19 protein-coding genes and 1 pseudogene are annotated in these 24,571 nt (G+C 73.3%); 15 read left to right on the top strand and 5 right to left on the bottom strand.

The genetic code is table 11. The features are described from left to right. The first annotated feature begins 27 nt into the window (after positions 1 to 27). The 5 genes from OHA72_RS50215 (at position 28) to OHA72_RS50195 (ending at position 5,737) form a co-directional block, all read left to right on the top strand. Positions 28 to 1,023, top strand: coding sequence for an ABC transporter substrate-binding protein (locus tag OHA72_RS50215; RefSeq protein WP_327003188.1), 996 nt, complete (start codon positions 28 to 30; stop codon positions 1,021 to 1,023). Continuing rightward, entirely contained in the window at positions 1,010 to 1,849 is an 840-nt protein-coding gene (locus tag OHA72_RS50210; RefSeq protein WP_327003187.1) for an ABC transporter permease, read from the top strand. Before OHA72_RS50215 ends, OHA72_RS50210 begins: the two co-directional genes overlap by 14 nt. Then, positions 1,846 to 2,625, top strand: coding sequence for an ABC transporter ATP-binding protein (locus tag OHA72_RS50205; protein ID WP_327003186.1), 780 nt, complete (start codon positions 1,846 to 1,848; stop codon positions 2,623 to 2,625). The genes OHA72_RS50210 and OHA72_RS50205 overlap by 4 nt, the downstream gene beginning before the upstream one ends. A 68-nt stretch (positions 2,626 to 2,693) precedes the next feature. Then, on the top strand, positions 2,694 to 3,374 hold the full coding sequence (locus tag OHA72_RS50200; protein ID WP_327003185.1) for an aldolase/citrate lyase family protein: 681 nt from the start codon (positions 2,694 to 2,696) through the stop codon (positions 3,372 to 3,374). 104 nt (positions 3,375 to 3,478) lie between these two features. Next, positions 3,479 to 5,737 carry a thiamine pyrophosphate-binding protein gene (locus tag OHA72_RS50195; RefSeq protein WP_327011817.1) on the top strand — a complete coding sequence of 753 codons (2,259 nt, stop codon included), beginning with the start codon at positions 3,479 to 3,481 and terminating at the stop codon, positions 5,735 to 5,737. Between the two features lie 105 nt (positions 5,738 to 5,842). Here the strand turns inward: OHA72_RS50195 and OHA72_RS50190 are convergent, their stop codons facing one another. From OHA72_RS50190 to OHA72_RS50170, 5 genes are all read right to left on the bottom strand, one after another. Beyond that, positions 5,843 to 7,075 (bottom strand): hypothetical protein, encoded by a 1,233-nt coding sequence (locus tag OHA72_RS50190; RefSeq protein WP_327003184.1) that lies wholly within the window; start codon positions 7,073 to 7,075, stop codon positions 5,843 to 5,845. A gap of 452 nt (positions 7,076 to 7,527) precedes the next feature. Then, complete coding sequence (locus tag OHA72_RS50185; protein WP_327003183.1) at positions 7,528 to 8,523, bottom strand: lipid II:glycine glycyltransferase FemX; 996 nt, start codon at positions 8,521 to 8,523, stop codon at positions 7,528 to 7,530. Positions 8,524 to 8,883: 360 nt separating this feature from the next. Continuing rightward, a complete protein-coding gene (locus tag OHA72_RS50180; RefSeq protein WP_327003182.1) occupies positions 8,884 to 10,386 on the bottom strand; it encodes a GTPase family protein in 1,503 nt (500 codons plus the stop codon). Beyond that, positions 10,383 to 12,302 carry a dynamin family protein gene (locus OHA72_RS50175; RefSeq protein WP_327003181.1) on the bottom strand — a complete coding sequence of 640 codons (1,920 nt, stop codon included), beginning with the start codon at positions 12,300 to 12,302 and terminating at the stop codon, positions 10,383 to 10,385. Before OHA72_RS50175 ends, OHA72_RS50180 begins: the two co-directional genes overlap by 4 nt. A 52-nt stretch (positions 12,303 to 12,354) precedes the next feature. Beyond that, entirely contained in the window at positions 12,355 to 13,221 is an 867-nt protein-coding gene (locus tag OHA72_RS50170) for an IniB N-terminal domain-containing protein (protein ID WP_327003180.1), read from the bottom strand. Between the two features lie 274 nt (positions 13,222 to 13,495). Here OHA72_RS50170 and OHA72_RS50165 point away from each other — a divergent pair, with 274 nt between their 5' ends. The 10 genes and pseudogenes from OHA72_RS50165 to OHA72_RS50120 all read left to right on the top strand — a co-directional run bounded on the left by OHA72_RS50165 (position 13,496) and on the right by OHA72_RS50120 (position 24,504). Beyond that, positions 13,496 to 17,017: an Hsp70 family protein gene (locus tag OHA72_RS50165; RefSeq protein ID WP_327003179.1), complete on the top strand. Its 3,522-nt coding sequence runs from the start codon at positions 13,496 to 13,498 to the stop codon at positions 17,015 to 17,017. Further along, positions 17,014 to 17,352 carry a helix-turn-helix domain-containing protein gene (locus tag OHA72_RS50160; protein ID WP_327003178.1) on the top strand — a complete coding sequence of 113 codons (339 nt, stop codon included), beginning with the start codon at positions 17,014 to 17,016 and terminating at the stop codon, positions 17,350 to 17,352. Before OHA72_RS50165 ends, OHA72_RS50160 begins: the two co-directional genes overlap by 4 nt. Positions 17,353 to 17,393: 41 nt before the next feature. Then, a pseudogene (locus OHA72_RS65250) lies at positions 17,394 to 18,092 on the top strand (nitrate- and nitrite sensing domain-containing protein); the annotation flags it as partial. 107 nt (positions 18,093 to 18,199) lie between these two features. After that, on the top strand, positions 18,200 to 19,300 hold the full coding sequence (locus OHA72_RS50150; RefSeq protein WP_327003176.1) for an ATP-binding protein: 1,101 nt from the start codon (positions 18,200 to 18,202) through the stop codon (positions 19,298 to 19,300). After that, positions 19,297 to 19,713 (top strand): roadblock/LC7 domain-containing protein, encoded by a 417-nt coding sequence (locus OHA72_RS50145; protein ID WP_327003175.1) that lies wholly within the window; start codon positions 19,297 to 19,299, stop codon positions 19,711 to 19,713. The genes OHA72_RS50150 and OHA72_RS50145 overlap by 4 nt, the downstream gene beginning before the upstream one ends. 11 nt (positions 19,714 to 19,724) lie before the next feature. After that, on the top strand, positions 19,725 to 20,096 hold the full coding sequence (locus OHA72_RS50140) for a DUF742 domain-containing protein (protein ID WP_327003174.1): 372 nt from the start codon (positions 19,725 to 19,727) through the stop codon (positions 20,094 to 20,096). Between the two features lie 14 nt (positions 20,097 to 20,110). Continuing rightward, the gene (locus tag OHA72_RS50135) at positions 20,111 to 20,767 is read left to right on the top strand and encodes a cellulose binding domain-containing protein (RefSeq protein WP_327003173.1); all 657 of its coding nucleotides are present in this window, start codon (positions 20,111 to 20,113) and stop codon (positions 20,765 to 20,767) included. Positions 20,768 to 20,858: 91 nt separating this feature from the next. Continuing rightward, complete coding sequence (locus OHA72_RS50130; protein ID WP_327003172.1) at positions 20,859 to 21,314, top strand: (2Fe-2S)-binding protein; 456 nt, start codon at positions 20,859 to 20,861, stop codon at positions 21,312 to 21,314. Next, on the top strand, positions 21,311 to 22,300 hold the full coding sequence (locus OHA72_RS50125) for an FAD binding domain-containing protein (protein ID WP_327003171.1): 990 nt from the start codon (positions 21,311 to 21,313) through the stop codon (positions 22,298 to 22,300). The genes OHA72_RS50130 and OHA72_RS50125 overlap by 4 nt, the downstream gene beginning before the upstream one ends. Next, complete coding sequence (locus tag OHA72_RS50120; protein ID WP_327003170.1) at positions 22,297 to 24,504, top strand: xanthine dehydrogenase family protein molybdopterin-binding subunit; 2,208 nt, start codon at positions 22,297 to 22,299, stop codon at positions 24,502 to 24,504. The genes OHA72_RS50125 and OHA72_RS50120 overlap by 4 nt, the downstream gene beginning before the upstream one ends. Positions 24,505 to 24,571 lie beyond the last annotated feature (67 nt).

Genomic DNA, 24,571 nt, shown 5'->3' with positions numbered 1-24,571 from the left:
CAACCCCCCCGTTGGGAGTTACGGCACATGAGATCTCGCCTCGTTCAGCTGGCCGCAGCGTTAAGCGCGGTCACCGTACTCGCAGCCGCCGGCTGTAGCAGCGACTCCGACTCCACCTCCGGTTCCAGTTCCGGCGCCGCCACCGATCCCGTCAACGTCCGCGTCGGCATCATCAAGGCGTCGGCATGCGCACCGACCACGCTCTGGGAGAAGTACCTCCCCAAGGGTTCCAAGGTCACCACGACCTACTACACCGCACCGGCCGACCAGGTCACCGCGCTGCTCACCGGCAGCATCGACGTGGCCTGCACCGGCCTGACCATCGCGATCGTGGCGAACGCGCAGACCCAGCCGATCAGAGTCATCGCCCAGACCGCCACCAAGGGCACCGGCGTCATCGTCGGCACCAGCAGCGGCATCAACTCCGTCGCCGAGCTGCGCGGCAAGACCATCGGCTATGCGCCGAACTCGATCCACGACGTGGTTGCCCGCCAGTTGCTCGTGGGCGCGGGCTTGAATCCCGGCACGGACGTGAAGCTGGTCAAGGTCGGCCTCGCCGACATGCCGACCGCGCTGTGCGACAAGCAGGTCGACGCCTTCGTCGGCAACGAGCCGAACTCCTCGGTCGCCATCATCAAGGGTTGCGGGCGCTCCCTGGTCGCGCCGTACGACACCCCGATCGGCACCATCAACGCCGGCATTCTCACCAGTCAGGACATCATCGACAACAAGTCGAAGCTGGTCCAGAACGTGGTGGCGGCGCAGGCCAAGGCGATTGACGAGGTCGTCGCCAACCCCAGCCTGGTGCCCGCTGTCGCCGAAACGTGGGGCGCGGACCGCGCCGCCACCGAGAAGTCGCTGGAGAATCTCGTCTTCGCCTGGAAGATCGACGACACCTTCGTCAGCAACTACCAGGAACTGGCCGTCCAGCTCAAGGCGATCGGCCTGGTAACCAAGGACGTGGACGTCAAACCGATCGTCAACGGCACCTTCAGCAAGGCAGTGGGCAGTGGCGGCTCTTGACCCGCCGCAGCGTCAGCCGCGCTCCGCGACGGTGCGGTGGGGGCTCGGCGGAAGCCGGCTCACCCGCATCGCCGTGGGGGCGGTGCTGCCGCTGATCATCCTGCTGCTGTGGCAGTTCTGGGCACCGCACGTCTTCACCTCGTTCCAGCTGCCCAGCCCGGCCAAGGTGGTGGACGGTGCCACGACCTACATCTTCGGGCCGCGCAACGGCGTGCAGTATTCCGGCACGTTCCTCGCTGACCTCTGGGCCAGCCTGCAGCGGGTGCTCGGCGGCTTCCTCGTCGGTGCCCTGATCGGCGTGCCGGTGGGCCTCGCGGTCGGCTTCTCCCGGATGGCCGCGGCGTTCCTGGAGCCCCTGATGGGCCTCCTGCGCAGCGTCCCGGGCATCTGCTGGTTGCCGCTAGCGCTGATCTGGTTCGGTTTCGGCACTCCGTCCGCGGTGTTCCTGATCTCGCTCGGCTCGTTCTTCCCGATCGCGCTGTCCACCATCCAGGGTGTGCGGTTCATCGAGCCCAACCTGGTCCGCGCCGCCCGCACGCTGGGCGCCAGCACATTGCAGGCGGTCCGGACGGTGGCACTGCCGGCCTCGATTCCCTCCGTGCTCAACGGACTGCGGCTTGGTCTGGCCTACTCCTGGATCTACATGATCTTGGGGGAGTTCACCGGCGTGAACGAAGGGCTCGGTGCGTCGTTGCTGCTGGCCCGGGAAAGCCTGCGCCCCGACATCATCATCTCTCTGATGGTCCTCATCGGTCTGCTGGGCGTGCTCAGCGACGCGCCGGTGCAGTGGCTGCTGCGTCGAGTGTTCAGGACGGACGTGCGATGAGCGATCTGGTCCGTTTCGACGGCGTCAGCAAGGAGTTCACCGACGCCCGGTCCAAGACCGTCACCAAGGCGCTGGACCGGCTGGACCTGGGCATCGCGGAGTCGCAGTTCGTCTGCGTGGTCGGCCCGAGCGGCTGCGGCAAGTCCACGTTGTTGTCGGCCGCGGCGGGGATCGAACCGCCGACCACCGGGAAGGTGTGGTTCGACGGCGAAGCCGTGACGGGCCCGCACCACAGCCGCGGCATGGTGTTCCAGGACGGCGCGGTGTTCCCCTGGCTGACCGCGCTGGAGAATGTCTGCTACGGCCCCAAAGTGCGTGGCGTGAGCAAGAAGGAAGCCACCGCCAAGGCACGCGAGGTGCTCGACGCGGTGGGCCTGTCCGGATTCGAGAACCATTACCCGCGCCAACTCTCCGGCGGCATGCGCCAGCGGGTCGCGATCGCACGGTCGCTGGCGAACGAGCCGCGCCTGCTGCTGATGGACGAGCCGTTCGGCGCGCTGGACGCACAGACCCGGCTCACGCTGCAGGACCTGCTGCTGCGGGTACGCGAATCCTACCGGGGCACGGTGCTGTTCGTGACCCACGACGTGGACGAGGCGATCCTGCTGGGCGATCGGGTGGTCGTGCTCAGCAGGCGCCCCGGCCGCGTGGTGCTGGACATCATCGTCGACCTTCCCCGGCCGCGAACCTCGGAGGTGGAGATGGAGGAGACCTTCCTGACCATCAAGCGGACGGTCCGCGAGGCGCTGCGCGGCGGCGCGGAGGTCGATGCGTGAGCGGCGGCGGGAGTGGCGGCGGGATTGGCTCGGGGCAGAGTGAAGGGGCCGCTCATCAGCGGGGTGGCGTGGGCTTCCTCGGCACGGCGGTGCTCACCCCGACGGCCGACCCGGTGGTGGTGGAGTTGCTGGCGCGCGACGTCGACGCCGTCATCCTCGACCTGGAGCACGGTGCGATCGCCGACGCCGATGCCGCGACCGCGGCGGTCGTTGCGCACGCGAACGGGGCGAGCATCGCGATCCGCACCGCGGTCTCGGAGCCGGCCCGGGCGGCGCGGTTCCTCGACGCCGGCGGCGACGGTGTGATCGCGGCGCGGGTCGACGACGCGGAAACGGCAAGGGCATGGGTATCGGCCGTCTCCCCGCCGCCACGCGGCCATCGTGGCGTCGGGGCGACCCGGGCCACCGGATACGGCCGGCGGGCCGAGGTGCTCGGCCCGCCGTGGGTGTGCGCGCAGATCGAGACCGGCCGCGGCCTTTCCGAGCTGGAGCACATCGCCGGCACCCCCGGCATCGACGCGCTGCTCGTGGGCGAACGGGACCTGAGCTACGCCCTCGGCTTCCCGGGGGAGGTGGCGCATCCGCAGATCGCGGCGGCCCACGTCGCGGTTGTCGAGGCGGCCCGCCGGCACGGGCTGTCGTACGTCGCCGTCAGCGGACGGCTGACCGCCGCCGTGGCGGTGCCGGACCTGGTGATTTTGGCTCTCAACACCGTCATAGAACGAGGCATTCGGGAGGTACGGTCGTGATCGAGGCAGCACAGAGCCCCAGCGCCGCTCAAACGTCGCCGGTGGATCCGTCGATCCCGCTGCTCGAGGAGATCTCGCGCCGGGTGCTGTGGCTCGCCACACGCATGGTGGACAGCGCCAACCACGACCGGGACACCGCGGACGGGGTGAAGGTCGGTGGGCACCAGGCATCGTCGGCGTCGATGGTGTCGGTGCTGACGGCGCTCTACTTCGCACACCTCGACGCGGCCGACCGGGTCAGCGTCAAGCCGCACGCCTCACCGGTCTTTCATGCCATCGAGTATCTGCTCGGCCGGCTGGACCGGTCGTATCTCACCCGGCTGAGGGCACTGGGCGGACTCCAGTCCTACCCCAGCCGCACCAAGGACCCGGATCAGGTCGACTTCTCCACCGGCTCGGTCGGGCTGGGTGCCGCGGCGCCCCTGTTCGCCGCCGCGGTGCGCCGTTACGTCGACGCGCACTTCGGGGCTCGGCCGCACAGCCGCTTCATCGCCCTGCTCGGCGACGCCGAACTGGACGAGGGCAACGTGTGGGAGGCGGTCGCCGACACCGCCACCGCCGGACTTGGCAACGTCACCTGGATCGTGGACCTCAACCGGCAGTCGCTGGACCGGATCGTGCCGGGCGTCCGGATCGGACAGTGGGGCGGGCTGTTCGAGGCGGCCGGCTGGCACACCGTCGAGGTCAAGTACGGGCGCCGGCTGCAGAGTGCCTTCGCCCGGCCCGGCGGAGACGCATTGCGGTCCTGGCTGGACGCGATGCCGAACGAGCGCTACCAGGCCCTGTTCGGGATGAGCGCCAGCGTGGCGCGGGCACAGTTCTGCGAGGGCGCGCCGGACGAGGTCGTGGAACTGCTGCGTGCGGTGCCGGACGCGGACCTGCTCCCGCTCCTCACCGACCTCGCCGGACACGATCCGGCGAGCATTCTGGAGGCGCTGCGGGCCGCCGACGCGGTCACCGACCGCCCGACTGTCGTCTTCCTCTACACCGTGAAGGGCTGGGGGCTGCCGATTGCCGGCAATCCGCGGAACCACTCCGCCCTGCTCACGACCGAGCAGGTCGACACCCTGCGCGCCGCCAACGGGCTGACCGCGGCCACCGAGTGGGACCGTCTCGACCCGGCCACACCGGCCGGGGCGCTGGTGGAGCGCCGGCGTGCGGAACTGACCCGCCCGGCCCGTCGCCCGGCCGCACAGGTCACCGTGCCGACCAGCACCGGGCTGCGGTCGAGCCGCCCCCTGTCCACACAGGAGGCGTTCGGCCGGGTGCTGGTGAACCTGAGCCGCATCCCGGAGGTGGCGCCGCTGCTGGTGACGACCGCGCCGGACGTGGCGACGTCGACCAACCTGGCCGGCTTCGTGAACCGGGCCGGGGTGTTCTCGCCGCAACCGCGGCAGTCCTGGAACGACGACGCGGTGCTGCGCTGGACCGAGAGCCCGGCCGGTCAGCACATCGAACTCGGCATCGCCGAGATGAACGTGTTCCTCCTGCTCGGTCAGCTCGGCCTGGCCTGGGACCTGTCCGACCAGCCGCTGCTGCCGATCGGCACGGTCTACGATCCGTTCGTCTGCCGCGGGCTGGACGCGTTCATCTACGCCACCTACTCGGGCTCCCGGTTCATCGTGGCGGGCACCCCGTCAGGCATCACGCTTGCGCCGGAGGGCGGCGCGCACCAGTCCACGATCACCCCGTCGATCGGGCTGGAGCTGCCCGGCGTCGAACTGCTCGAGCCGGCCTACGTGACCGCGCTCGACTGGCAGCTGTGCGACGCGCTGGGTCGCATCGCCCGGGAGGAGCCGGGCGCCTACTACCTGCGGCTGAGCACCCGGCCGCTGGACCAGGGGCCGTTCGAGGCGGCCCGGGCCCGGCTCGGCGACGCGGTCCTGCGCCAGCAGGTGATAGCCGGGGCCTACCGGCTGGTCGACGCGAGTGAGCTGGCCGCGACCGGAGCGCCCGTGGTGACGCTGGCCGCGACCGGCGCCGTGCTGCCGGAGACACTCGCCGCCGCGGCGGAGCTGGCGGACGAGGGCATCGCCGCGCACGTCGTCGACGTGACCTCGCTGGACCGCGTCTACCACGCGTGGCGCGGGGCCATCCGGGAAGGAGTCCGCTCCGCCCGGCCACCCGCTCAGCCCGGCGTACTGCGCACGGCGTTTCCCGCCGGTGTGCCGGTCGTGACGGTGCACGACGCCTCCTCGCACGCGATGGCGTGGCTGGGCTCCGCGCTCGGCGTCGCCTGTGTACCGATGGGCGTGGACGGGTTCGGCCAGTCGGGCTCTGTGCAGGAGCTCTACCGGGTGCATGACCTCGCGCCCGGCGCGATCGTCAACGCCGCTCTCGCGGCGCTGTCCTTGTCCGGCTGAACCGGCCGGTGCAGGGGATCGGAGCGGTCGCTTGCGGCCGCTCCGACCCCGGCCTGCCACGGACGAGGCGTCGAGCACCTGCGCGCACTGCACGCCGTCACCTTCTCAGCGAGTTTGCTGTGGCTCGCCCGTCCGGCCAGCGGCGGTCAGGTGGGCGGCGAGCGCGGCCCATGCTTCTGCGCGCCGGTGTACGTCGGTGATGTCGCTGGTCGCAGTGAGGGCTTCCCCGAGGAGGTCGGCTGGTAGGTGCGGCGCGATCCAGACCAGGGCCTGGGCCCGCCATTCCGGCCGGGTGACGGCGAGCAGTTCGGCCAGTATCCGGGCCAGGTGGGCCTCGGGTGCGACCTGGGCGATGCGGGCCAAGGCCCGTACCCGCCAGTTCTCCCGAGGGACGGCTACGGCTGCGGCCAGCGCTACGTGCGCTGCCGTACTTCGCAGCTGTGTGGGCAGGTGCGGGATCAGGTCGGCCAGCAGGTCGGCGCGTTCCCAGAGGTCATCGACGCTGCCGGCTGCGGTGACCGCTTCCGCCAGGGCCTCGAAGGGCAGATGTGCGGCGAGTCTGGTCACGGCCCTGGTCCGGCTGGTGCCGGCGCCGAGTCCGGTCGCTGTTGCCGACGCGTCGGCGAGGACGGCGGCCTGGTGGTCCCCCTGCAGGTGCGGAATCAGAGCGGCCCAGACTTCGACCCGGAGGTGATCAGCAGCCAGTCTCGATGCCACGGCGAGTGCCTCTCCGAGCAGCTCCGGCGGCAGATGCGGGGCGAGGAACGTGAGGGCCCGGGTTTGGTCGTCTGGCTGCAGGTCCGCGGCTGCGGCCAGCGCGTCGGCCGTCAAGGTGGCGCGTTGTTCGGGTGGTAGCTGCGGCAGTACCGCGGTCAACGCGTCGACACGTGCGTTGCCGCGGGTCATGGTGCTGGCTGCGGTGAGCGCCTCATCGAGGAGGTCGGGCGGTAGGTGCGGTGCGAGCGCGGTCAACACCCATGCCCGGCACGACTCGTCGCTGATCGCGGTGGCCGCGACGAGCGCCTCGCCGAGGAGGTGTGCCGGTAGGTGCGCGGCGAGGCCGGCCAGGGCTTCGGCCTGCAGCCCGTCCTGCTCCAGCTCGGTGACGGGGGCGCCTACGGCGTAGGCGGCCGCCTGCGGGTCTGTGGGCAGCGGGTGCGGCACCCGGTGGTAGAGCACGTCGCTGCGCTCGCGCAGGCTCGCCGGGCGCAGGGCATGCGACAGTGCGTGTCGCGGGGTCCAGAAACCGGCGGTGACGAGCAGCTCCAGCAGGTCGGCCGGAACACTGTCCGTGAGGTGTCGGATGTTCCGGGCAACCACGGCTTCATCCAGCACCATGCGGACAACTGTAAGGCGCCGTCAGGCCGCAAAATCGATGGAGCTGACATAGCCCGGCTTTGCTGAGCGGACCAACATCCGGAACCGGGTGTCCTGGTACCTGCACGGTAGGGCTGGGCGGACTGATCGCTTCGGGGGGTGGACCATGTTGGCGGATCGGGATCTCGCTGTGCGGCTGAACGGTGAACTGGGGCGGGACCTGCCGCGGCGCTTCGTCATGGAGCGTGCGGTCGCCTTCGCGCCGGCGGTCATGCGTGCGGCGGACCGCGCGGCGGCGGTGCACCCGAACGGCTCGGGTCACCGGCTCGCGTTCGGGTGGAAGAGCGCCGGGCAGGCGCACGGGTGGACGCCGGACCTGGCCTCGGCGGCGGGCGCGGCGGTGCTGTGGACCGGCGGGGCCGGGCTGGAGGAAGGTTTCGAGCCGGAACCGGCCCGTGACCGCGGGCCGGCCGTCAGCGACGGGTCGCCGAATACGCCAGGTAGACCGACCGGTAGGCGTGGTACAGCGGGCTCACCGGCAGTTCCCAGGTGCCGAGGTAGTACCGGTAGTCGCCGCCGAACGACAGTTTGAACTTGGTCAGTCCGGCCCACGGGTGTTCCGGCTCGTCGGGCGGCGCCACGCCCAGCGAATCGAAGATCTTCTGGCCGCGTTGCTGGGCGTCCAGGACCATCGTGGCGCGCATGATGGCGCCCGGGTGGACGTGCCGGTGGGCGTGCATGCTCCCGGAGTGGCCGACGTGGCGGGTGGTCGGGCCGTCGAAGACGATCGCCGCGGAGACCGGCTCGTCGTGGTGCCGGGCGACGTACAGGGTGGCCGCGTCGCGGGGCAGCAGCACCTGCGCCATGGTCCGGAAGTAGTCGTCCGGGTGCTGGATGATGTGGTTGTGGGCGGCCACCTCGTGGACCACCATCAGCAGCACCTCCACGTCGCCGGGATCATGGCTCGCCTCGATGCGCACACCCGCCTTGGCGGCATTGCGGTACCGCTGCCGGTTGTTCTTGGACATCTCCTTGAGAATCTGGTCGCGCGGCTTGGTCAGATCCTGCTGCCACACCAGCGAGGGCTGGATCTCCCTCAGCGCCGGTCGATGTTTGAGCCGCTGCAGGTCGGCCTTCGTCACCGGCGCCCACGGCTCCATCCGCACGAAGATGGCACCCTGCTCCTGGGCCAGCGCCTTGAGCTCCACGATCGCCAGCTGGTAGCTCACCAGGCTTTCGGCGACCGGACCGTACGGGCAGTAGAGGCGGGTTGCCTTGTTGGACCGTTCCAGGATGGCGAAGCACTGCCAGCCGGGTCCCTGGCCGAAGAACAGTTTCCGGCCGAGCTGCCGGTTGAACGCGCCCCAGTGGGTGCTCTGCAGGAAGTGCCCGCCGCGGGCGAACAGGTCGTCGTCCCACGACGTGCCGGGCACCTCGTTGGACCACGCGATGGGGGAATGCTCAGACATGCGGAGTGGGCCACCTTTCGGAGAGAGACCAGGTGAGCCGGGACGAGCGCCGCGCTGGAGTCCCGGCCGAATGCGGGCCCGTGGGTTCAGCGTCGACCGGGTCGGCCCGGCCGATCGCACTGACGTACACCAGAAGTCCGCACATGAGCCTCCTCATTCGTTGCACGCCGGTGGCGGAACGGTAGGGAGGCGGTCGTGCGGATCCGATGAAGAAGCCGTCCGGAAGCCGCGAACGGCCGGGATCGGATCGAAACCCAACGCGGGCTTCACAGGTTGCTCACGATCGGCCGGTGACGGCACTGGCGATGGGTCCGTGAGCGCGCGGATCCTGATCGCCGGGGACGACCCGGGCAGGCCGGACTAGGCTGCCACGCCGGCCGCACCGACGCGGGCGACGATCCCCTCGCAGCTGCGCACCACGACGGTCGCGGCGCGGTGCTGCTCGGCGGTGAGGGCCACATCCTCGGCGGCGAGGCGCCAGCGACGCAGGGCCTCGTTGCTGAGCGTCCACAGCTCGTCCTCGGTGGGGTCGTGTTCCAACCCCAGGCGCGCCACGATGCTCGTGCCGGCGGCACCGGCGAGCCGCCGTGCCTCCGCTACGAGGGGGGCCGGCATCCTCACCCGGCCCGCCCGCAGCGCCGCCAGTAGCCGCAGCTCCTGGAAGTCGTGGGTCCCGGCGACGGTGCGCTCCAGCCCGGCGAGCAGATGTTCGGCGCCCGGCGTCGGCTCGGTGCGGACCATGAACTCGAGGGCGATGAGCGCCGAGCGGGCCTTCAGCGCGTCCCTGCGGTCGAGGAAGAGCTCGCGGACCGACTCGCGCAGCTCGGCCAGTCCGCTGCGGCGCACCAGCTCCGCCGACAGCTGCTCGCGGGTCCGGCAGCCGGTGCGCACGAGGGTGGTGCACAGCCGCACGCCGAACAGCCCGAGCCGGTCGAGCAGCACCCGGCGCGTGGCGGCGTCGGCCGGGGCCGGGAACACGGCGTTCGACGCCGGATAGTGTCCGGTGAACCGGTCCGCCGACAGCAGGACGGCGTCGAGGTCTGTCCGCGGCACCCCGGCGATCGTGGCGAGCGCGGCGAACTCCGGGTCGGTGAGTGTGGTGGCGGCGCGGGCCAGCCGCGGCGCGAGGGCGACGACGTGCTGCGACATCGGCCCGAACACCGGGTCGCGTCGGTGCCGCCGGGCGAGCTGTTTCGCCTCGGTCAGCGCGCCGATGCCACCACCGGCGATCTCGTCGGCGCGGGACAGCACGGTCAGCACGTTGACCGGCGTCGCCGCCGCGACCGTGCCCTGCCGCGCCATCCGCAGGAAGCGCAGATCGGCGTCGTCGACGTGGCGGGTGAGGTACAGCACGACGTCCGCGTCACGCAGCACCCGGCGGGCGAGCGTGGCGCCCGGTGCGCCGTCCCCGCCGGCGCCGATCTGGATGGCGGGGGTGTCGACGAGCTGCCAATGCCGCAGCGCCCGGACCGGTAGCTCGACCACCAGCTCGCTGGCGTCCGGTGGTGGCGGGGCGGCCGGGTCGAGGCGCAGCCCGTCGCCGAGCCGTGCCACGGGCAGCTCGTAGGCGGGGCCCACGGTTGAGTAGACCGTGATCCGGGGCGCCGGCCCGTCCTGGTACCGGGTGAGTGGCTGCCCGGCGAGCCCGGCGCCGATAGGTGCGGCTTCCGCGCCGACCAGGACATTGATCAGCGCCGACTTGCCGGCGCCGGCTCGTCCTGTGACCGCGACGCGCAGCGGTTCGTCGAAGCGGTCGAGGTGGTCGCGCAGCCAGGTCGAGGCGCGTGGACTGTCCTGGTACAGGTACAGCGCCTCGCCCATCAGGCTGCGCACCGCGTGGCGGAGGTCGTCGGCGGGCCTCATGCGGACGGCGGCCGTTGGGCCGGCACGAGCGCGGGCCGGGCGACGCTCAGGGCGGTGGCCTGTTTGTACAGGCCGGAGAGGCTGACCAGCTCGCGCTGGATGCGCCGCGTGCGGTGCTCGCGCACCGCCGCGTCGTTGTCGACCGCCTGCTTGGCGGTGCGGGCCGACTCGACGACCGCCTGCTGCAACTCCTCGGTGAGGTCGGTGAAGTGGGTGCGCAGCACCCGTTGTGCCTGCCGGATCACGTCCTTGGCGTCCTTGTTCAGCCTGGCGAAGACGTCGTCCACGTGCCGCTGGACGGCGGCCTTCGCGGTGGCCTGCCGCCGCTTGAGGGTGGAGCGGCTCTCGTCGCGGATGCTCTTGCCGGCGAAGAGGGCGCCGGCGCCGAGGGAGAGGGGGTTGATGAGCGGCATCCCGGCCAGGCCGGTGGCGAGGCCGAACATGAGCACGCCACCATACGACCCGCGCAGACCGGTGAAGACCTTCTGGCTCAGCGAGAGCCGGTCGACGGCCGGTTTGCCGAGCCGGTCGACCCGATCCGGTGCGTCCCGCAGCAGCGCCGGTGTCCACTGTGGAAGGTAGTCGACCGCGCCGTCCGGGAACTCCTGCGCCACCCGGTCGGCCATGGACTCGATGCGTTCGGCGAGCCAGCCGAAGTTCGCCTCGGCGACGTCGCGCAGCGAGCCGTCCAGCCACTCCTCGAACGGTCGCCAGCTGCGGCCGGGATCGGCCTCGTCGAGGTTCTCGTCGGCCTTGCGCAGGATCGCGCGGGTCCGCTCACGCAGGTCGTACTCGATGTCGGAGACCAGGTCGGCGACCTCGTCCGCCAGCGCGTACTGCCAGCGGGTCGTGCAGCTGCGCAGCTGCTCGAGCCCGCGCTGGGCGTCGTGCAGCCGCGACATGGCGTCGCTCGTCCCGCCCCGGCGCTCGGCGGCAAGCTCGTCGCGCAGCGCCGCGGCCAGGTCCTCCAGCGCCGACCGGGTCACCAGCCCGGCGCCGACGCGGGCCAGCTGCTCGCTCTTGCCGGCCACCGTCCGACGCAGGTGGGTCACCAGGTGCGGGAAGCCGGACTCCGCGTTGAGCGCCTGGTCACCGGTCCGCGCGGCGTGCAGGCGCAGGGTCGCGGACAGGGCGACGAGGCGCGCCGGCACACCCGCCTCGGCCAGCAGCTGATGGTCGCGTCGCAGCACCCACCGCCAGTCCGGGGCCAGGTCGGTCTTGGTGAGTGCGACCACGAGCCCGGGGTACGAGCGGCCGAGGTGCACGAGGAGCGCCAGCTCGGCCGGCGACAGCTCGCGGGTCGCCTCGGTGACGAACAGGACGGTGTCGGCGCGGGTCAGCGTGCCGATCGCGGTCACCGCCGGCGCCGGGTCGGACCAGTCCACGGCGGGTGCCTCGATCAGGGTCAGCCCGCCGGCGAGCAGTTCCCGGGGCAGGCCCACCTCGGCGTAGAGCAGTTCGCCGGGCGGGTGGTGGTCGTCGCCGGTGTCGAGCCGCTCGGCGAGCCGTTCGACCGGCAGCGGCAGCCGGTCCTCCGCGGGTTCGTCGCCGTGCGGCTGGGCCGGCTGCCGGCGCACCAGATGCGCCGAGGGTGCCGCCGCGTGCCGCACGACCGTGGCCACTCGCCGCCGGGCGCCGTCCCCGGCGGGACAGACCGTGGCGTTGAGCAACGCGTTGATGAGCTGGCTCTTGCCCTGCTTGGCCTCCCCGACGACCATGACGCGCAGCTGCGGGTCGAGCAGCTGCGCGCGTCGCCGCACCAGCCAGCGCGCCAGGTCGGGCCGGTCGTGCGCCACGCAGGTGCGGGTGGTGCGGTCGAGCAGGTCGAGCCAGCGCGTCTCCGCCGTGCCGGGCTCCGCTGTGAAGGGGGAGGCCGGACGCGGGTACGTCGCGAGTCCGGCCTCCCAGGGGTCCATCAAGACGTGCTTCCGTCCAAGGTCGATGTTGCGGCGATCGGCGCTGCGATGGTCAGTGCAGGTGGCCCAGCAGACCGTCCTGGTCGTGCCCGCCCGCCGCGGTGTCGCCGCCGAGCACATCGCCGACGAGGCCGCCGCCGTGCCCGGACAGGACCGAGCCGGAGACGCCGGACACGGTGGAGTCGACCGTGTGCGTCACGGTGCCGGTGAGCGGGTCGACGAGGGCGTGCGTGTCGGTGCCGGTGCCGGTCAGCCCGCCGAGGCCCAGCGAGTCGACCGCGCCGGTGACCGGGTCCAGCCCGGACACCGTGCCGAGCGTGACGTCAACGGTGCCGTAGACGCCGCCGAGCAACGGGTCGACGCCGCCGAGGATCGGGTCGACCGCCTGCAGCGCCGGGTCGACACTGCTTGTGACCGGGTCGACGGTGCCGAGCACCGGGTCGATCGTGCCGAGCACCGGGTCGACGGCGTCGAGCGTGTCCGACGGGTCGCCGAGCAGCGACATGTCGAATCCGCCACTCGCCGAGCCACCCAGCACCGGCAGCCCGGACGTGGCGAGGGGCAGCTCACCGAGGTTGACCGAGACGCCGGCGGCCGCCGTGGCGTTGACCGTGAGGTCGGAGCCGTGGTTGTGGCCGACGACGGCAAGCTGGCTGATGCCCTGCAGCTGCCGGACCGCGCCGGTCACGTCGCCGTCGAACCCGCTGAGCACCGGTTCGTCGGCGCCGACGACGCTGGTGAGGCCGCCCACCGGCGCGTAGTCCATCACCAGCGGGATGACCTCCTGCACGTCGGCCTCGGTGATGTCGCCCAGGCCGGCGTCGACGAGGACGCCTTCGGGGTCGAGCTCGAATGCCGTGCGCGCGGCCGGGTCGGTGATCAGGGTGAGCACGAAGTCGTGCAGTGTCAGGGTTTCCATGAACCTGTTCTCCTCGCAGGGTGTCAACAACATAAACGCGACTGGATGCGTTCGTCCAGCGCCGCCGCCGAAGGTAGGTTCACGGGGTCGCAACCGGCATCGGGGATCGCGCCGAGTAACCGGACGACTCCTTGGGGGGTGGCCTCCACCTGCGGTTAGGGGCCTTAGGGGAATTCCGGCCGACCTGAGATCTAGGGGAGATTGTCGATGCCGTTTCTGGTACGAACAACCGGTTGAACCGCCGAACTCATCGAGGAACACCACCATGTCGTACGTGCTCGGAGTTGACATTGGCGACAGCTTCACCTCGGCCGCGGTCTGCCGGCGCAGCGATGCCACGTGGGGTGAGGCCGAGACGGTCCGGCTGGGTGCCCGCTCGCCTGCCGCCGCATCGTTGATCGAGCTGTCGCCGACCGGCATGTTGCTCACCGGTGACGGTGTGCGAGCCGACACCTCCGGTGACCCGGGCCGGATCCTGCGCGGGTTCAACCGGCGGGTCGGCGACGACGTGCCGATGGTCGTCGACGGCCGGTCGTACCACCCGCAGGAGCTGCTGGCGGCGCTGGTCCGGCTGGTGGTCGATCGGCTCCGTGAGCAGGAGGGCGAGCCGTGCGAGCAGGTGGTCCTCACCCACCCGGCCGGTTGGGGCCTGCACCGGCAGGGCGTGCTCTACGAGGCGCTGCGCGACGTCGGGCTCGACGACGTCGTGCTGCTGCCCGGCCCCGTCGCGGCGGCCGAGCACCGGCTGGCCACCGGGCAGTGGCCGGCCAACGGCATCCTCGCCGGCTACGACCTGGGCGCCACCACCTGCACCACGTTCCTGGTCGGCCGTGCGGCCCGCAGGTCGGTGGAGCTGCTCGCCCACGAGGAGCACCCGGTCGGTGGCGCGGACCTGGACGACGCACTGGTGGCGCACGTCCGGGCGGCGATCGGCCGGGCCGTTGCCGATCCCGTGGCGGATGTCGACTCCGGACCGGTCGCCGTGCTGCTGCGCCGCGACTGCACGCGGGCCCGGGAACGGCTGTCGGACTCCACCGGGGCGGACGTGCCGCTGCCGTGGTGGGCGCCGGACCCGGGCGGCCCGTCCGGCGGGTCGCAGCGTGCGCTGCCGGTCTCCCGGGCCGAGCTGGAGACGCTCATCCGCCCGCTGCTGCGGGCGACGGTGGACGGCCTGGTGCGCCTGGTGTACGGCGGCGACCACGATCCGGCCGACGTGGCCGGGGTGCTGCTCGTCGGTGGTGCCGCCCGGACCCCGTTGGTCGCCGAGCTGATCACCGCCCACCTGCCCGACCTGTCTGGACCACCCGGGACCGCGGGTCCGATCCTGATCGACGAGGATCCGCGCACCACGCCGGCGCGGGGTGCGGCGCTCGTCGCCCGGCGGATCGTGGGCGGCCACCGCACCGGATCTGCGCCGGTCTGGCCGCACGAGACCACCGCCGTGCTGCCGCTCGCCGCCCCACCGTCGTGGCAGGGCGCCGCGGAGCCGGCATCGGACGATGAGCCGGACGGCCGACCGTCTGGCCGGACGCTGGTCGCCCGCCGTGCCGGCCGGACCGGGGCGGCGTTGACCGGGGTTCCGGCGATCGCGCACCGGCTGGTCCACGGCGCGCCGGTCAGGCAACTGCTCGACGCGGCCGCGGCCGACCCGCGCGGAGCGGTCTGCGCGCAGGTACGGGCCCCGGGCGGGCACGGCAAGACGGCGCTGCTGCGGGAGCTGGGCGACGCGTTCACCGCCGCGGGTGTGCGGGTCCGGACGCCGTGGCAGGCCGATCCCGGCCCGGACGACGACGCGGTCCTGCTCGTCGACGACGCGCACCTGCTCGGCCAGGCCCGGCTGGCGGCGCTGCGCGACCGGGTCCGCCAGGTGCACCCCCGGCTGGTGCTCGCCTACCGGCCGTGGCCGCGCCCCGTCGAGCTGCTGGAGCTCATCGACGCGCTGCCCCGGCTCCGGCCGCCGGTCACGCTGACACCGTTCGGCCCCGAACAGGTCCGCGCGTACCTCGCCGGTGCCTGGGAGCTGACCCCGGCGCCCGAGGTCACGGCGTTCGTCGCGGCGCAGACCGCCGGGGTGCCGGCATACGTGGTCCGCCTGGCGGCGGCCCTGGCGGCCAGCGGCGGGCGGCACGGCGGCGCGCGGCTGGAGGTGCCGGCGGCGGCCGTCGCCGGGTTCACCGCCGAGCTCGACGAGCTCGAACCCGACGTACGGCGCGCCCTGCTCGTCGCGGAGGCCGGCCTGGGCCTGCGGATCGACCTGCTGGGCGCGCTGCTGGGCTGCGGGCCCGACGGCGTCGGCGCGGTCCTCGAGGCGGCCCGCGCGACGGGCCTGGTCGGGCGCGACGGGCAGTTGGTGCCGATCGCCCGGCTGGCGTTGGCAACGTTGACCCCGATGGCCGAGCGGGTGGCGGTGTGGCAGCGGCTGACCGAGTTGCAACTGGATCGACGAGGCCCGGTGCTGCCGCTGGTGCGCTCCCTGCTCGGCGCGGGCCCCGGCGGGTCCGACCGGTTCGGTGGCGCCGGGATGGCGATGGCATTCGAGGCCGCGGCCGAGGAGGCGCTGGACGGCGAACCGGCCCTTGCCGCCGACCTGTTCGCGGCCGCGGCGGCCGCCGGCCGTCCCACGCTGGTCCGCCAGGCACAGGCGTCGGCGCTGGCGGGTGACCTGGATGCCGCGCTGCGCCTGGCGGACCAGGTGGTCGCCACCCCGGACTCGCCGGAGCGCGCCGAGGCGGCGCAGCTGGCGGCCACCGCGATCGCGCACCGGGGCCAGCTGGGTCGTAGCGCCGAGCTGTACCGCTGGTCCAACCGCGGCCCGTCGGCCGCGTTCGCCGCGATCGGTCTGCTGGGCACCGGCCGGCTGGCCGACGCCGAGGCGGTGCTGCGCGAGTCGCCCGTGGACGGGCCGCCGACGCTGCTCACCGGCGCGGCGGTGCTCATGGCGCGCGGTGCGCACACGTCGTTCACCGGCACCGCGACCGGCGCGCTGTCGACGCTGGTGCAGTCGGCGGCGCTGCTGGAGTCCGCCGGCCCGGCCCTGCCGCTGCCGGACAGTCCCGCAGCGCTGGCCGGCCTCGTCGCCCTGCACTGCGGTGAGCTGGACATCGGCGAGTCGGTCCTGGAACGGGCCCTCGAGTCCCAGGTGGGCGGCGCCCTGCTGGCCACCCGGCACAGGCTGATCCGCGCCTGGCTGGAGATGGTACGAGGCAACCTCACCACCGCGGAGGCGCAGCTCACCACCGCGACCGTGGACCGGGACCGGCTCGAACCACGGGACCTGGTGTTCGCCGCGGCGCTGGGTATAGGCCTGGCCCGCCGGCGCAGCGACCTCGTCGGACTGCACCGGGGCTGGCCCGCGGCGTGTGAGGCGCTGGTCCGCCACCCCGTGGATCTGTTCACCATGCTGCCGCTGGGCGAGTTCGCGATCGCGGCGGCCCGGCTCGGCCAGCAACGCTGGCTCGCCACCCACCTGCGCGAGGCGGACCTGCTGCTGGCCGCGATGGGCGAGCCGCCGCTGTGGGCGGTGCCGCTGCATTGGAGCGCGCTGCACGCGGCGGTCATCGCCGAGCGGCCCGCGGTGGCCGCCCGCCACGTCACCGCACTCACGGTCCACAGTGGACACAGCAGCTACGCGGCCGCCGCTGCGGCCGCCGCCGCCAGCTGGAGGTCCTCAACGGGCGGGTCGACCCCGTCGCCGTCGAGGCGGCGGCGCGGGGGCTGCACGCGGTGGGGTTCCGCTGGGACGGAGCCAGGCTGGCGGGGCAGGCCGCGATCCGGACCACCGATCGCCGCGCGATGACCGGGCTGCTGGAGTGCGCCCGGCTGTTGCAGGGCCGCGGCGCCGGGCGGGCCGGTGCCGTCGCGGCCGAGCCGGCGCCCGGACCCGGTGGCCGCAGGGACCAGGCGGAGCCGGTCCTCAGCACCCGCGAGCAGGAGGTGGCCAGGCTCGTCCTCGAAGGGCTGACCTACCGGGAGATCGGCGACCGGCTCTTCATCGCCGCCAAGACCGTCGAGCACCACATGGCCCGGATGCGGCAGCGGCTCGGCTCCAACAGCCGCGCCGACCTGCTGGAGCAGCTGCGCGTGCTGGCCGGCGACGAGGCGGGCACGGCCACCGCGGGAGGGGCGTCGTGACATTGCGACGCCGGCAGGCCCTGCTCCTCCTCCTGGCCGTCATGTGGGCCTTCGGCACCTACCACGGTGGCCGCGCCGCGCTGACGCACTTCCAGGACCGTGCGACCGCAGCGGACCTCGTCGGGCCCGCCCAGCCGGTGATGGCCGCCCTGCAGGAGGAGCGCCGCCTGACCGTGCTCGTCCTGGCCGGCGCCAGCGATCGCGACCTGCTCGCCGAGCAGCGCGCCCGTACCGATCGGGCGGCGGCCGACCTGCGTCACTCCGCCAACCGGGTCCGGGCCTCCTGGACCGGCACGCCGGCCCGGGGCGCCGCGTCACGGCTGCTCGACCGGCTGGCGGCGCTGCCCGCTGTGCGTACCGGGGTGGACACCCGCTCGCTCGACCGTCAGCAACCCACGGCGGCGTACACCGAGGCCGTCGAGGCCGCGCTGCGGCTGGGCGCCACCACGTGGCCCCGGACGGACCCGCCGGCTGCCGACCGGCAGCGCGCGCTGGCCGGCCTGGCCCGCGCCGGCGAGCTGCTGGCCCGGGAGGACATGCTGGTCTCGGGCGCGCCGGCCGGTCTCACCGAAACCGACCGGACCGAGCTGGCCCACCTTGCCGGCGCCCGCCGGGTGCTGCGCGCGGACGCTGTCGCCGGGCTCGCCGCACCCGACCGTGCCGCGTTGGCCGGCCTCGCCGGCGGGCCGGACACCGGGGTGACCGGGGCCGAGGACGCGCTGCTGCGCGGGGCGGGGACACTCGACGCCGCGGCCTGGCGCGCGGCCGTCGAGCCGGCGCTCGCGGCGGTGCACCGGGTCGTCGCCGAGGGGTTCGTGCCGGCGCCGTCGCCGCCGTACCGTCCGGTGTGTCGGCCGTCGTGCAGGCCGGGCTCTTCGGTGGCCTCGGGCTCGTCGCGGTCCTCACCGCCTACGTCGCGTCTCGGCGCCGGGCCGTGGCGGCGGCCGAGCCGGACGACGGCACCGCCGCGGTGCTGCTGCGGCTCAGCAAGCGCAACCAGGCGTTGCTGCACCGGCAGCTGGGCGTGCTCGACGAGCTGGAGCAGCGCGAGGCCGACGCCACTGACCTGGCGGCGCTGTTCCGCGCCGACCACCTCGCGACCCAGCTGCGGCGCAACGTCGAGAAGGCGATCATTCTCAGCGGCGAGCAGCCGGGCCGCCGCTGGCGCCGGCCGGTGCCCGTCGTCGACGTGGCGCGCGCAGCGGCCGCCTCCGTGGAGCGGCACGCCGCGGTGATGGTCGCCTCGGTCGACCCTGCCTCGCTGGTCGGACCGGCTGTCGGTGACGTCACCCACCTGCTGACCGAGCTGATCGACAACGCCACCCGGTTCGCGCCCGGCGAGGCGACGGTCTGGGTCACCGGGGAACTGGGGCTCACCGCGTACACCATCGTCGTGCAGGACCGCGGCCCTGGCATGCCGGTCGACGAGCTGGCGTCGGCCCGCGATGTACTGGCCCGCCCGTACCGGCCCGGAGACGCGACGATGACCGGGCTGCGGATGGCCGGTCGGCTGGCCCGCGCGCACGACATCGCGATCGATCTGGATGAGGCGCCGCGCGGCGGGATCGTCGTCCGGGTCCGGGTCCCGCTGGCGTTGCTGGTCGTCGACACCGACCAGCCAGCCGAGCCGCCGGAACCGCGCGGCCTGCCCGACTCGACGGGTCTGCCCGACCCGCGGTCCGGCGGCCTGCCGGTCCGGGCACCGCGCCCGGTCCCGGCCGGGGCGGCCGGCTTCGTGCGGCGGCGCGGAGCCGGCGGTCCGGACCGGCAACCGGTCGACCGGACCGCCCGCTTCCGCGATCGCCTCGCCGCCCGAGCGCCGGGACCGCCCGGCGACCCCGGCCCGAACGCCGCCGCACGCACCGTCGAGCTGCCCGTGCACAGCGACACGCCACCGCAGCACTCCACTGTGGACGAAGCCGCGCTACCGAAGGAGGAACGACCATGACGCAGACCGCGCCGGCATCCGCCACCGACCTGCATCGGTTGCTCGACGACCTCGTCGAGCGGGTGCCCACCGCGGACCTGTCCGTGCTCCTGTCGCCCGACGGGCTGCCGCTGGCCACCTCCCAGGCGGTTACCACGGAGTCCGGCGACTTCGTCGCGGCGGCCGCAGCGGCCCTGCACGCCCTCGCCGTCGCGGCCGGTCGTCAGCTGCACGGCGGCACCGCCCTGCGCACCATCGTCGAGATGGAGCACGTGCTGCTCGCCGTCGAGCCCGCCGGCGACGGCGCGCTGCTCGCCGTCACGTTCGGCGCCGCGACGGACCCGGAGACGGTGAACGGGCCGATCGCCGAGGCCGCCGACCGGGCCGCTCGGGTCCTCGCCGGGACCGGTCTGACGCCTGGCGGCATCCGGTGACCGCACAGATCATGCCCGATCTTGCCGACGAGGTCTGGTACGACGCGGACGCCGGTCCGGTGGTCCGCCTGTACGCGGTGACCCGCGGCCGGGTCGCCATGGACACGGACGGCCTCGACCTGGCCACCGTCGTGACCGTCGGGCCGGCGCCGACCGGCCTGGAGGACCTCTCCCCGGAGCAGTCCGAGATCCTGCGGCTGTGCGCCCGTCCCGTCTCGGTTGCCGAGGTCGCCGTCCACCTCGGGCTGCCGGTGAGCACCGCCCGCGTGCTCCTGGCCGACCTGCAGGCCAACGGGCTCGTCGTGACCGGCGCCGAGCGCTCCGCCGACGAGCCGTCCGAACAGCTGCTCGGCAAGGTCCTCAGCGGGCTGTGGGAACTGTGAAGGAGCGTCGGAGCATGCCGGTCATGGTGCTGGACAAACTGGCCAACGCGCCGGGTGGCCTCCGCCGCCTGCTGCGTGGCGCGGACACGTCGGTCGTGCTGGGGCTGATCGCCGGCGCGTTCGCCACGCTGCTCGGCACGGCGGTGCTCGTCGCGGCGTTCGTGTGGCCGCCCGCGCCGTCGACCTCCGCGGCGGCCGGGTCGCCGCCGTCGGCCGCCGGCCACCCGGGAGGCTCTGCCCAGCACATACCCTCGGCGTCGGTCACCGCGTCGCCGAGCCGCTCGACGAAGCCGACACCGGGGACGAGCACCTCGAGCGGGTCCCGGACCGCCGCGCCGGTGCCGCTGACCGCCAGGTTCACCAAGGGCGCCGACGGCGGCCTCGCCGGCTACCAGGCCACGGTGGCGATCACCAACCCGGGCACGGCGCCGGTGAGCGGCTGGACGGTGACGCTGACCCTGCCGCGCAGCACGCTCAACGTCACAGACGTCGACGGGGCGACCGTCACCCGCGACGGTGCCGTGTGGACGTTCATCCCCGTCTCCACCACCGCACAGGTCGCTGCGGGCCGGCAGGTCACCGTGTCGTTCCGGGTCAGTGGGGCCGCGCTGCTGGATGCGACCCCGACCGGGTGCGCCATCGACGGCCGCCCCTGCCAGGGCGTCGGCTGACCCCGGAACCGCGAAGAGGTGCACGCCACGGACGTGCGGGACTCAGGGTGACCGTTTAGGGCCGATTTGGCGGGGTAGCGCACGTCGCATCATGAACGACATCACAGTGACCATGACTGTCAACGGCAGGCCGGAACAGCTGCAGGTCGACGCAGGGGTGACGCTGCTCGACGCGCTGCGCGACCGGCTCGGGCTGACCGGCACGAAGAAGGGCTGCGACCAGGGCGCGTGCGGGGCGTGCACGGTGCACGTCGACGGGCGGCGGGTGCTGGCCTGCCTCACCCTCGCCGCGCAGGTCGACGGCCGTGAGGTGCTGACCGTCGAAGGGCTCGGCGGCGGCCATCCGGTGCAGGAGGCGTTCGTCCGGCATGACGCCTTCCAGTGCGGGTACTGCACGCCGGGCCAGGTGCTGTCCGCCGTCGCGCTGCTCGACGAGGGCCGGGCCGGCAGCGACGAGGACGTCCGCGAGTACATGAGCGGCAACCTGTGCCGCTGCGGCGCGTACCCGAACATCGTCGCCGCGATCCGGGAGGTGGCCGGGCGGTGACCGTCACGTACACACGTACCGAGGACGCGGACACCGCGATCGCAACCGTCAGCGCCGACCCGGAGGCCGAGTACCTCGCGGGCGGCACCACGGAGGTCGACCTGGTGTTCAAGGACGGCGTCGTCACACCGCGGCGGCTCGTCGACATCAGCCGCCTGCCGTTCAAGGGGGTCGTGATCGCTGGCGACTCGATCCGGGTCGGCGCCATGACGACCATGGAGGAGACCGCCACCGACCCCGCCGTGGCTCAGCATCTGCCGATGGTCCGCGAGGCGCTGCTGCAGGGCGCGTCCGTGCAGTTGCGCAACATGGCGACGATCGGCGGGAACCTGATGCAGCGCACGCGGTGCCGGTACTTCCGGGATCCCGCTGTGGAGGCGTGCAACAAGCGCCATCCGGGCAGCGGCTGCGCGGCGGTCGAGGGGGTGGCGCGCATGCACGCGATCCTCGGCGCGTCGCCGGCGTGCATCGCGCTGCACGCGTCGGATCTGGCGGTGGCGCTGACGGCGCTCGGCTCGGTCACGCATCTGCGCTCCGACCGGGGGCCGCGGACGGTGCCGCTGACCGAGCTGTACCTGCAGGCGGGCACCACCCCGGACCGGGAGACGGTCCTGCGCCACGGCGAGCTCATCACCGAGGTCGAGATCCCGCTGCCGCCCGCGCAGGCGCGCACCACGTACCTGAAGGTCCGCGACCGCGCCTCGTATGAGTTCGCGCTGGCCTCGGCCGCGGTGGCCACGGTCGTGGAGGACGGGCTCGTCAGGTCGGCGCGGATCGCTCTCGGCGGCGTCGGCACGGTGCCGTGGCGGGCGTGGGACGCCGAGGAAGTCCTGCGCGACGCGCCGGTCGCCGAGGCGTCGTTCCGGGCCGCGGCCGACGCGGCGATACAGCACCCGTTCACGGTGCCCGGCACCGAGTTCAAGGTGGAACTCGCCAAGCGCACGCTGGTCCGGGCGCTGCAGATCACGACGGGAGCAGGCTGGTGACAACCGTCGAACGCCCCGGGGTGCTCGGGATGGGCAAGGACCGTGTCGAGGGCCCGCTGAAGGCCGCCGGCCGCGCGCCGTACTCCTCCGATGCCACGTATCCGGGCATGGTGCACGCGGCGCTGGTGCGCAGCACGATCGCGGCCGGCCGGATCGCCGGCATCGACACGACCCGGGCCGAGGCGGCGGCGGGCGTACTCACCGTCATCACGCCGGACAACGCGCCGCGGATCGAGCGGTCGCCGGACACGCCGATCTGGCGCCAGCCGCCACCGCCGCTGCAACGGCACAAAATCGTCCACCACGGGCAGTACGTGGCGGTGGTCATCGCCGACACGGTCGAGGAGGCCACCGCCGCCGCACGGCTGGTCGACGTGGTGTACGAGCCGACCGACGCGGTGCTGTCGATGGACGACCCGCGGGCGATCACGGTCTACGACCCGTTCGGCAGCGACCGGCGCCGCGGCGACGTCGTGGCCGGGTTCGCCGCCGCTGACGTGATCATCGACGCCGAGTACACGACGCCGGACGAGACGAACAATCCCATGGGCCTGTTCAGCACCGTGGCCGTCTGGGACGGCGACAGGCTCACCGTGCACGACTCGACGCAGTGGCCGGACTCCACCCGCGCCGCGCTCGCCGGCGCGTTCTCGGTGCCGGAGGCCGGGGTCCGGGTCCTCGCCCCGTACATCGGCGGCGGGTTCGGCGCGGGCCTGCGGGTCTGGCCGCACGTCATCATCACCGCGATGGCGGCCCGCGTGGTCGGGCGGCCGGTCAAGCTGGTCCTCACCCGGCCGCAGATGTTCACCGGCGTCGGCCACCGCCCGGCCACCGTGCAGCGGATCCGCATCGGCGCCGACGGCGACGGCAGGCTGACCGCGATCCAGCACGAGTCGGTGCAGCCGGTCGCCGTCGACGACGACAACCGTCCCGAGTCGGTGACGACCGTGTCGGCCGTCGGCTACGCCTGCCCGAACGTGGTCAACACCGACCTGCAGCGGCGGCTGAACATCCCGGTGCCGACGTCGATGCGCGGCCCCGGCGACACGCAGGGCCACTTCGCCCTCGAGTGCGCGATGGACGAGCTCGCGCACGAGCTCGACATCGACCCGGTCGAGCTGCGGCTGCGCAACTACGCCGAGGAGCACCCGCAGCTCGGGCTGCCCTGGTCGAGCAAGGCGCTGCGGGAGTGCTACCTGCTGGGAGCCGACCGGTTCGGCTGGTGGGACCGCGACCCGCGGCCGCGCTCGATGCGCCGCGACGGGATGCTCGTCGGGTGGGGCATGGCCGGCGTCAGCTTCTTCTGGTTCCAGGCGGCGTGCGAGGCCCGTGCGTCGATCGACCGGGAGGGGCGGGCGTACGTGCGCAGCGCCGCGACGGACATCGGCACCGGCACGTACACGGTGATGACGCAGCTGTCCGCGGACCGGCTCGGGCTGCGCACCGACCAGGTGCGCATGGGCCTCGGCGACACCGACCTGCCGGCCGCGCCGCCGCAGGGCGGCTCCGGGATGACCGCGTCGCTCGGCAGCGCGATCCACGCCGCCGCGCAGAACCTGGTCCAGGCGTTCCTCGACCTGGTCGCCGACGACATCGCCTCGCCGCTGCGCGGCCTCACCGCGGCGGACGTGACCGCGGTGGACGGCCGGCTGCAGCGCAACGACGATCCGACCCGCGGCGAGTCGTACCGCGACATCCTGGACCGGCACGACCTCCCCGAGCTGACGGCGGACGGCTCGGCGGTACCGGCGAAGCCGGAGGAGCTGGGCCTGGCCCCGGCCGGGCCGTTCGCCGCCCGGTACGTCGAGGTCCACGTCGACCCGGACCTCGGCCGGATCTCGGTGGCCCGCCTGGTGTCGGTGGTCGACGGCGGGCGGATCCTCAACCAGAAGACCGCCCGCAGCCAGATCATCGGTGGCACCGCCGGCGGCATCGGCATGGCGCTGCTGGAGGAGACCGTCACCGACCCCACCGGCCGGGTCGCCAACGCCACGTTCAGCGACTACCTGATCCCTGTCAACGCCGACGTGCCCGACCTCGACGTCGTCTTCGTCGGCGAGCCGGACCGGTTCAACCCGGTCGGGGTCAAGGGCGTCGGCGAGATCGGCCTGGTCGGGGTCGCACCGGCCATCGCCAACGCCGTGTTCCACGCCACCGGCCGCCGCGTGCGCAGCCTGCCCCTGACATTGGACAAACTCCTCTGATCCGCATGCGGAGGCCCGGCGGGCTTGCTGGGCATCTTGCTCCTGCGGGGGTATGCCCCGGGCTCCG

Source organism: Dactylosporangium sp. NBC_01737 (assembly GCF_035963215.1).
Lineage (GTDB): Bacteria > Actinomycetota > Actinomycetes > Mycobacteriales > Micromonosporaceae > Dactylosporangium.
Note: the sequence above shows the minus strand (reverse complement) of the source record. Positions and strands in the feature narration are given on the sequence as shown.

What these genes read in the sequence shown, in the direction of transcription:
- OHA72_RS50145 (WP_327003175.1), top strand. Translation starts at nt 19,297, where the DNA reads ATGACGCAGACCGCGCCGGCATCCGCCACCGACCTGCATCGGTTGCTC.
- OHA72_RS50130 (WP_327003172.1), top strand. Translation starts at nt 20,859, where the DNA reads ATGAACGACATCACAGTGACCATGACTGTCAACGGCAGGCCGGAACAG.
- OHA72_RS50205 (WP_327003186.1), top strand. Translation starts at nt 1,846, where the DNA reads ATGAGCGATCTGGTCCGTTTCGACGGCGTCAGCAAGGAGTTCACCGAC.
- OHA72_RS50215 (WP_327003188.1), top strand. Translation starts at nt 28, where the DNA reads ATGAGATCTCGCCTCGTTCAGCTGGCCGCAGCGTTAAGCGCGGTCACC.
- OHA72_RS50180 (WP_327003182.1), bottom strand. Translation starts at nt 10,386, where the DNA reads ATGAGGCCCGCCGACGACCTCCGCCACGCGGTGCGCAGCCTGATGGGC.
- OHA72_RS50190 (WP_327003184.1), bottom strand. Translation starts at nt 7,075, where the DNA reads ATGGTGCTGGATGAAGCCGTGGTTGCCCGGAACATCCGACACCTCACG.
- OHA72_RS50170 (WP_327003180.1), bottom strand. Translation starts at nt 13,221, where the DNA reads ATGGAAACCCTGACACTGCACGACTTCGTGCTCACCCTGATCACCGAC.
- OHA72_RS50135 (WP_327003173.1), top strand. Translation starts at nt 20,111, where the DNA reads ATGCCGGTCATGGTGCTGGACAAACTGGCCAACGCGCCGGGTGGCCTC.
- OHA72_RS50195 (WP_327011817.1), top strand. Translation starts at nt 3,479, where the DNA reads ATGGTGGACAGCGCCAACCACGACCGGGACACCGCGGACGGGGTGAAG.
- OHA72_RS50175 (WP_327003181.1), bottom strand. Translation starts at nt 12,302, where the DNA reads ATGGACCCCTGGGAGGCCGGACTCGCGACGTACCCGCGTCCGGCCTCC.
- OHA72_RS50160 (WP_327003178.1), top strand. Translation starts at nt 17,014, where the DNA reads ATGACCGGGCTGCTGGAGTGCGCCCGGCTGTTGCAGGGCCGCGGCGCC.
- OHA72_RS50140 (WP_327003174.1), top strand. Translation starts at nt 19,725, where the DNA reads ATGCCCGATCTTGCCGACGAGGTCTGGTACGACGCGGACGCCGGTCCG.
- OHA72_RS50185 (WP_327003183.1), bottom strand. Translation starts at nt 8,523, where the DNA reads ATGTCTGAGCATTCCCCCATCGCGTGGTCCAACGAGGTGCCCGGCACG.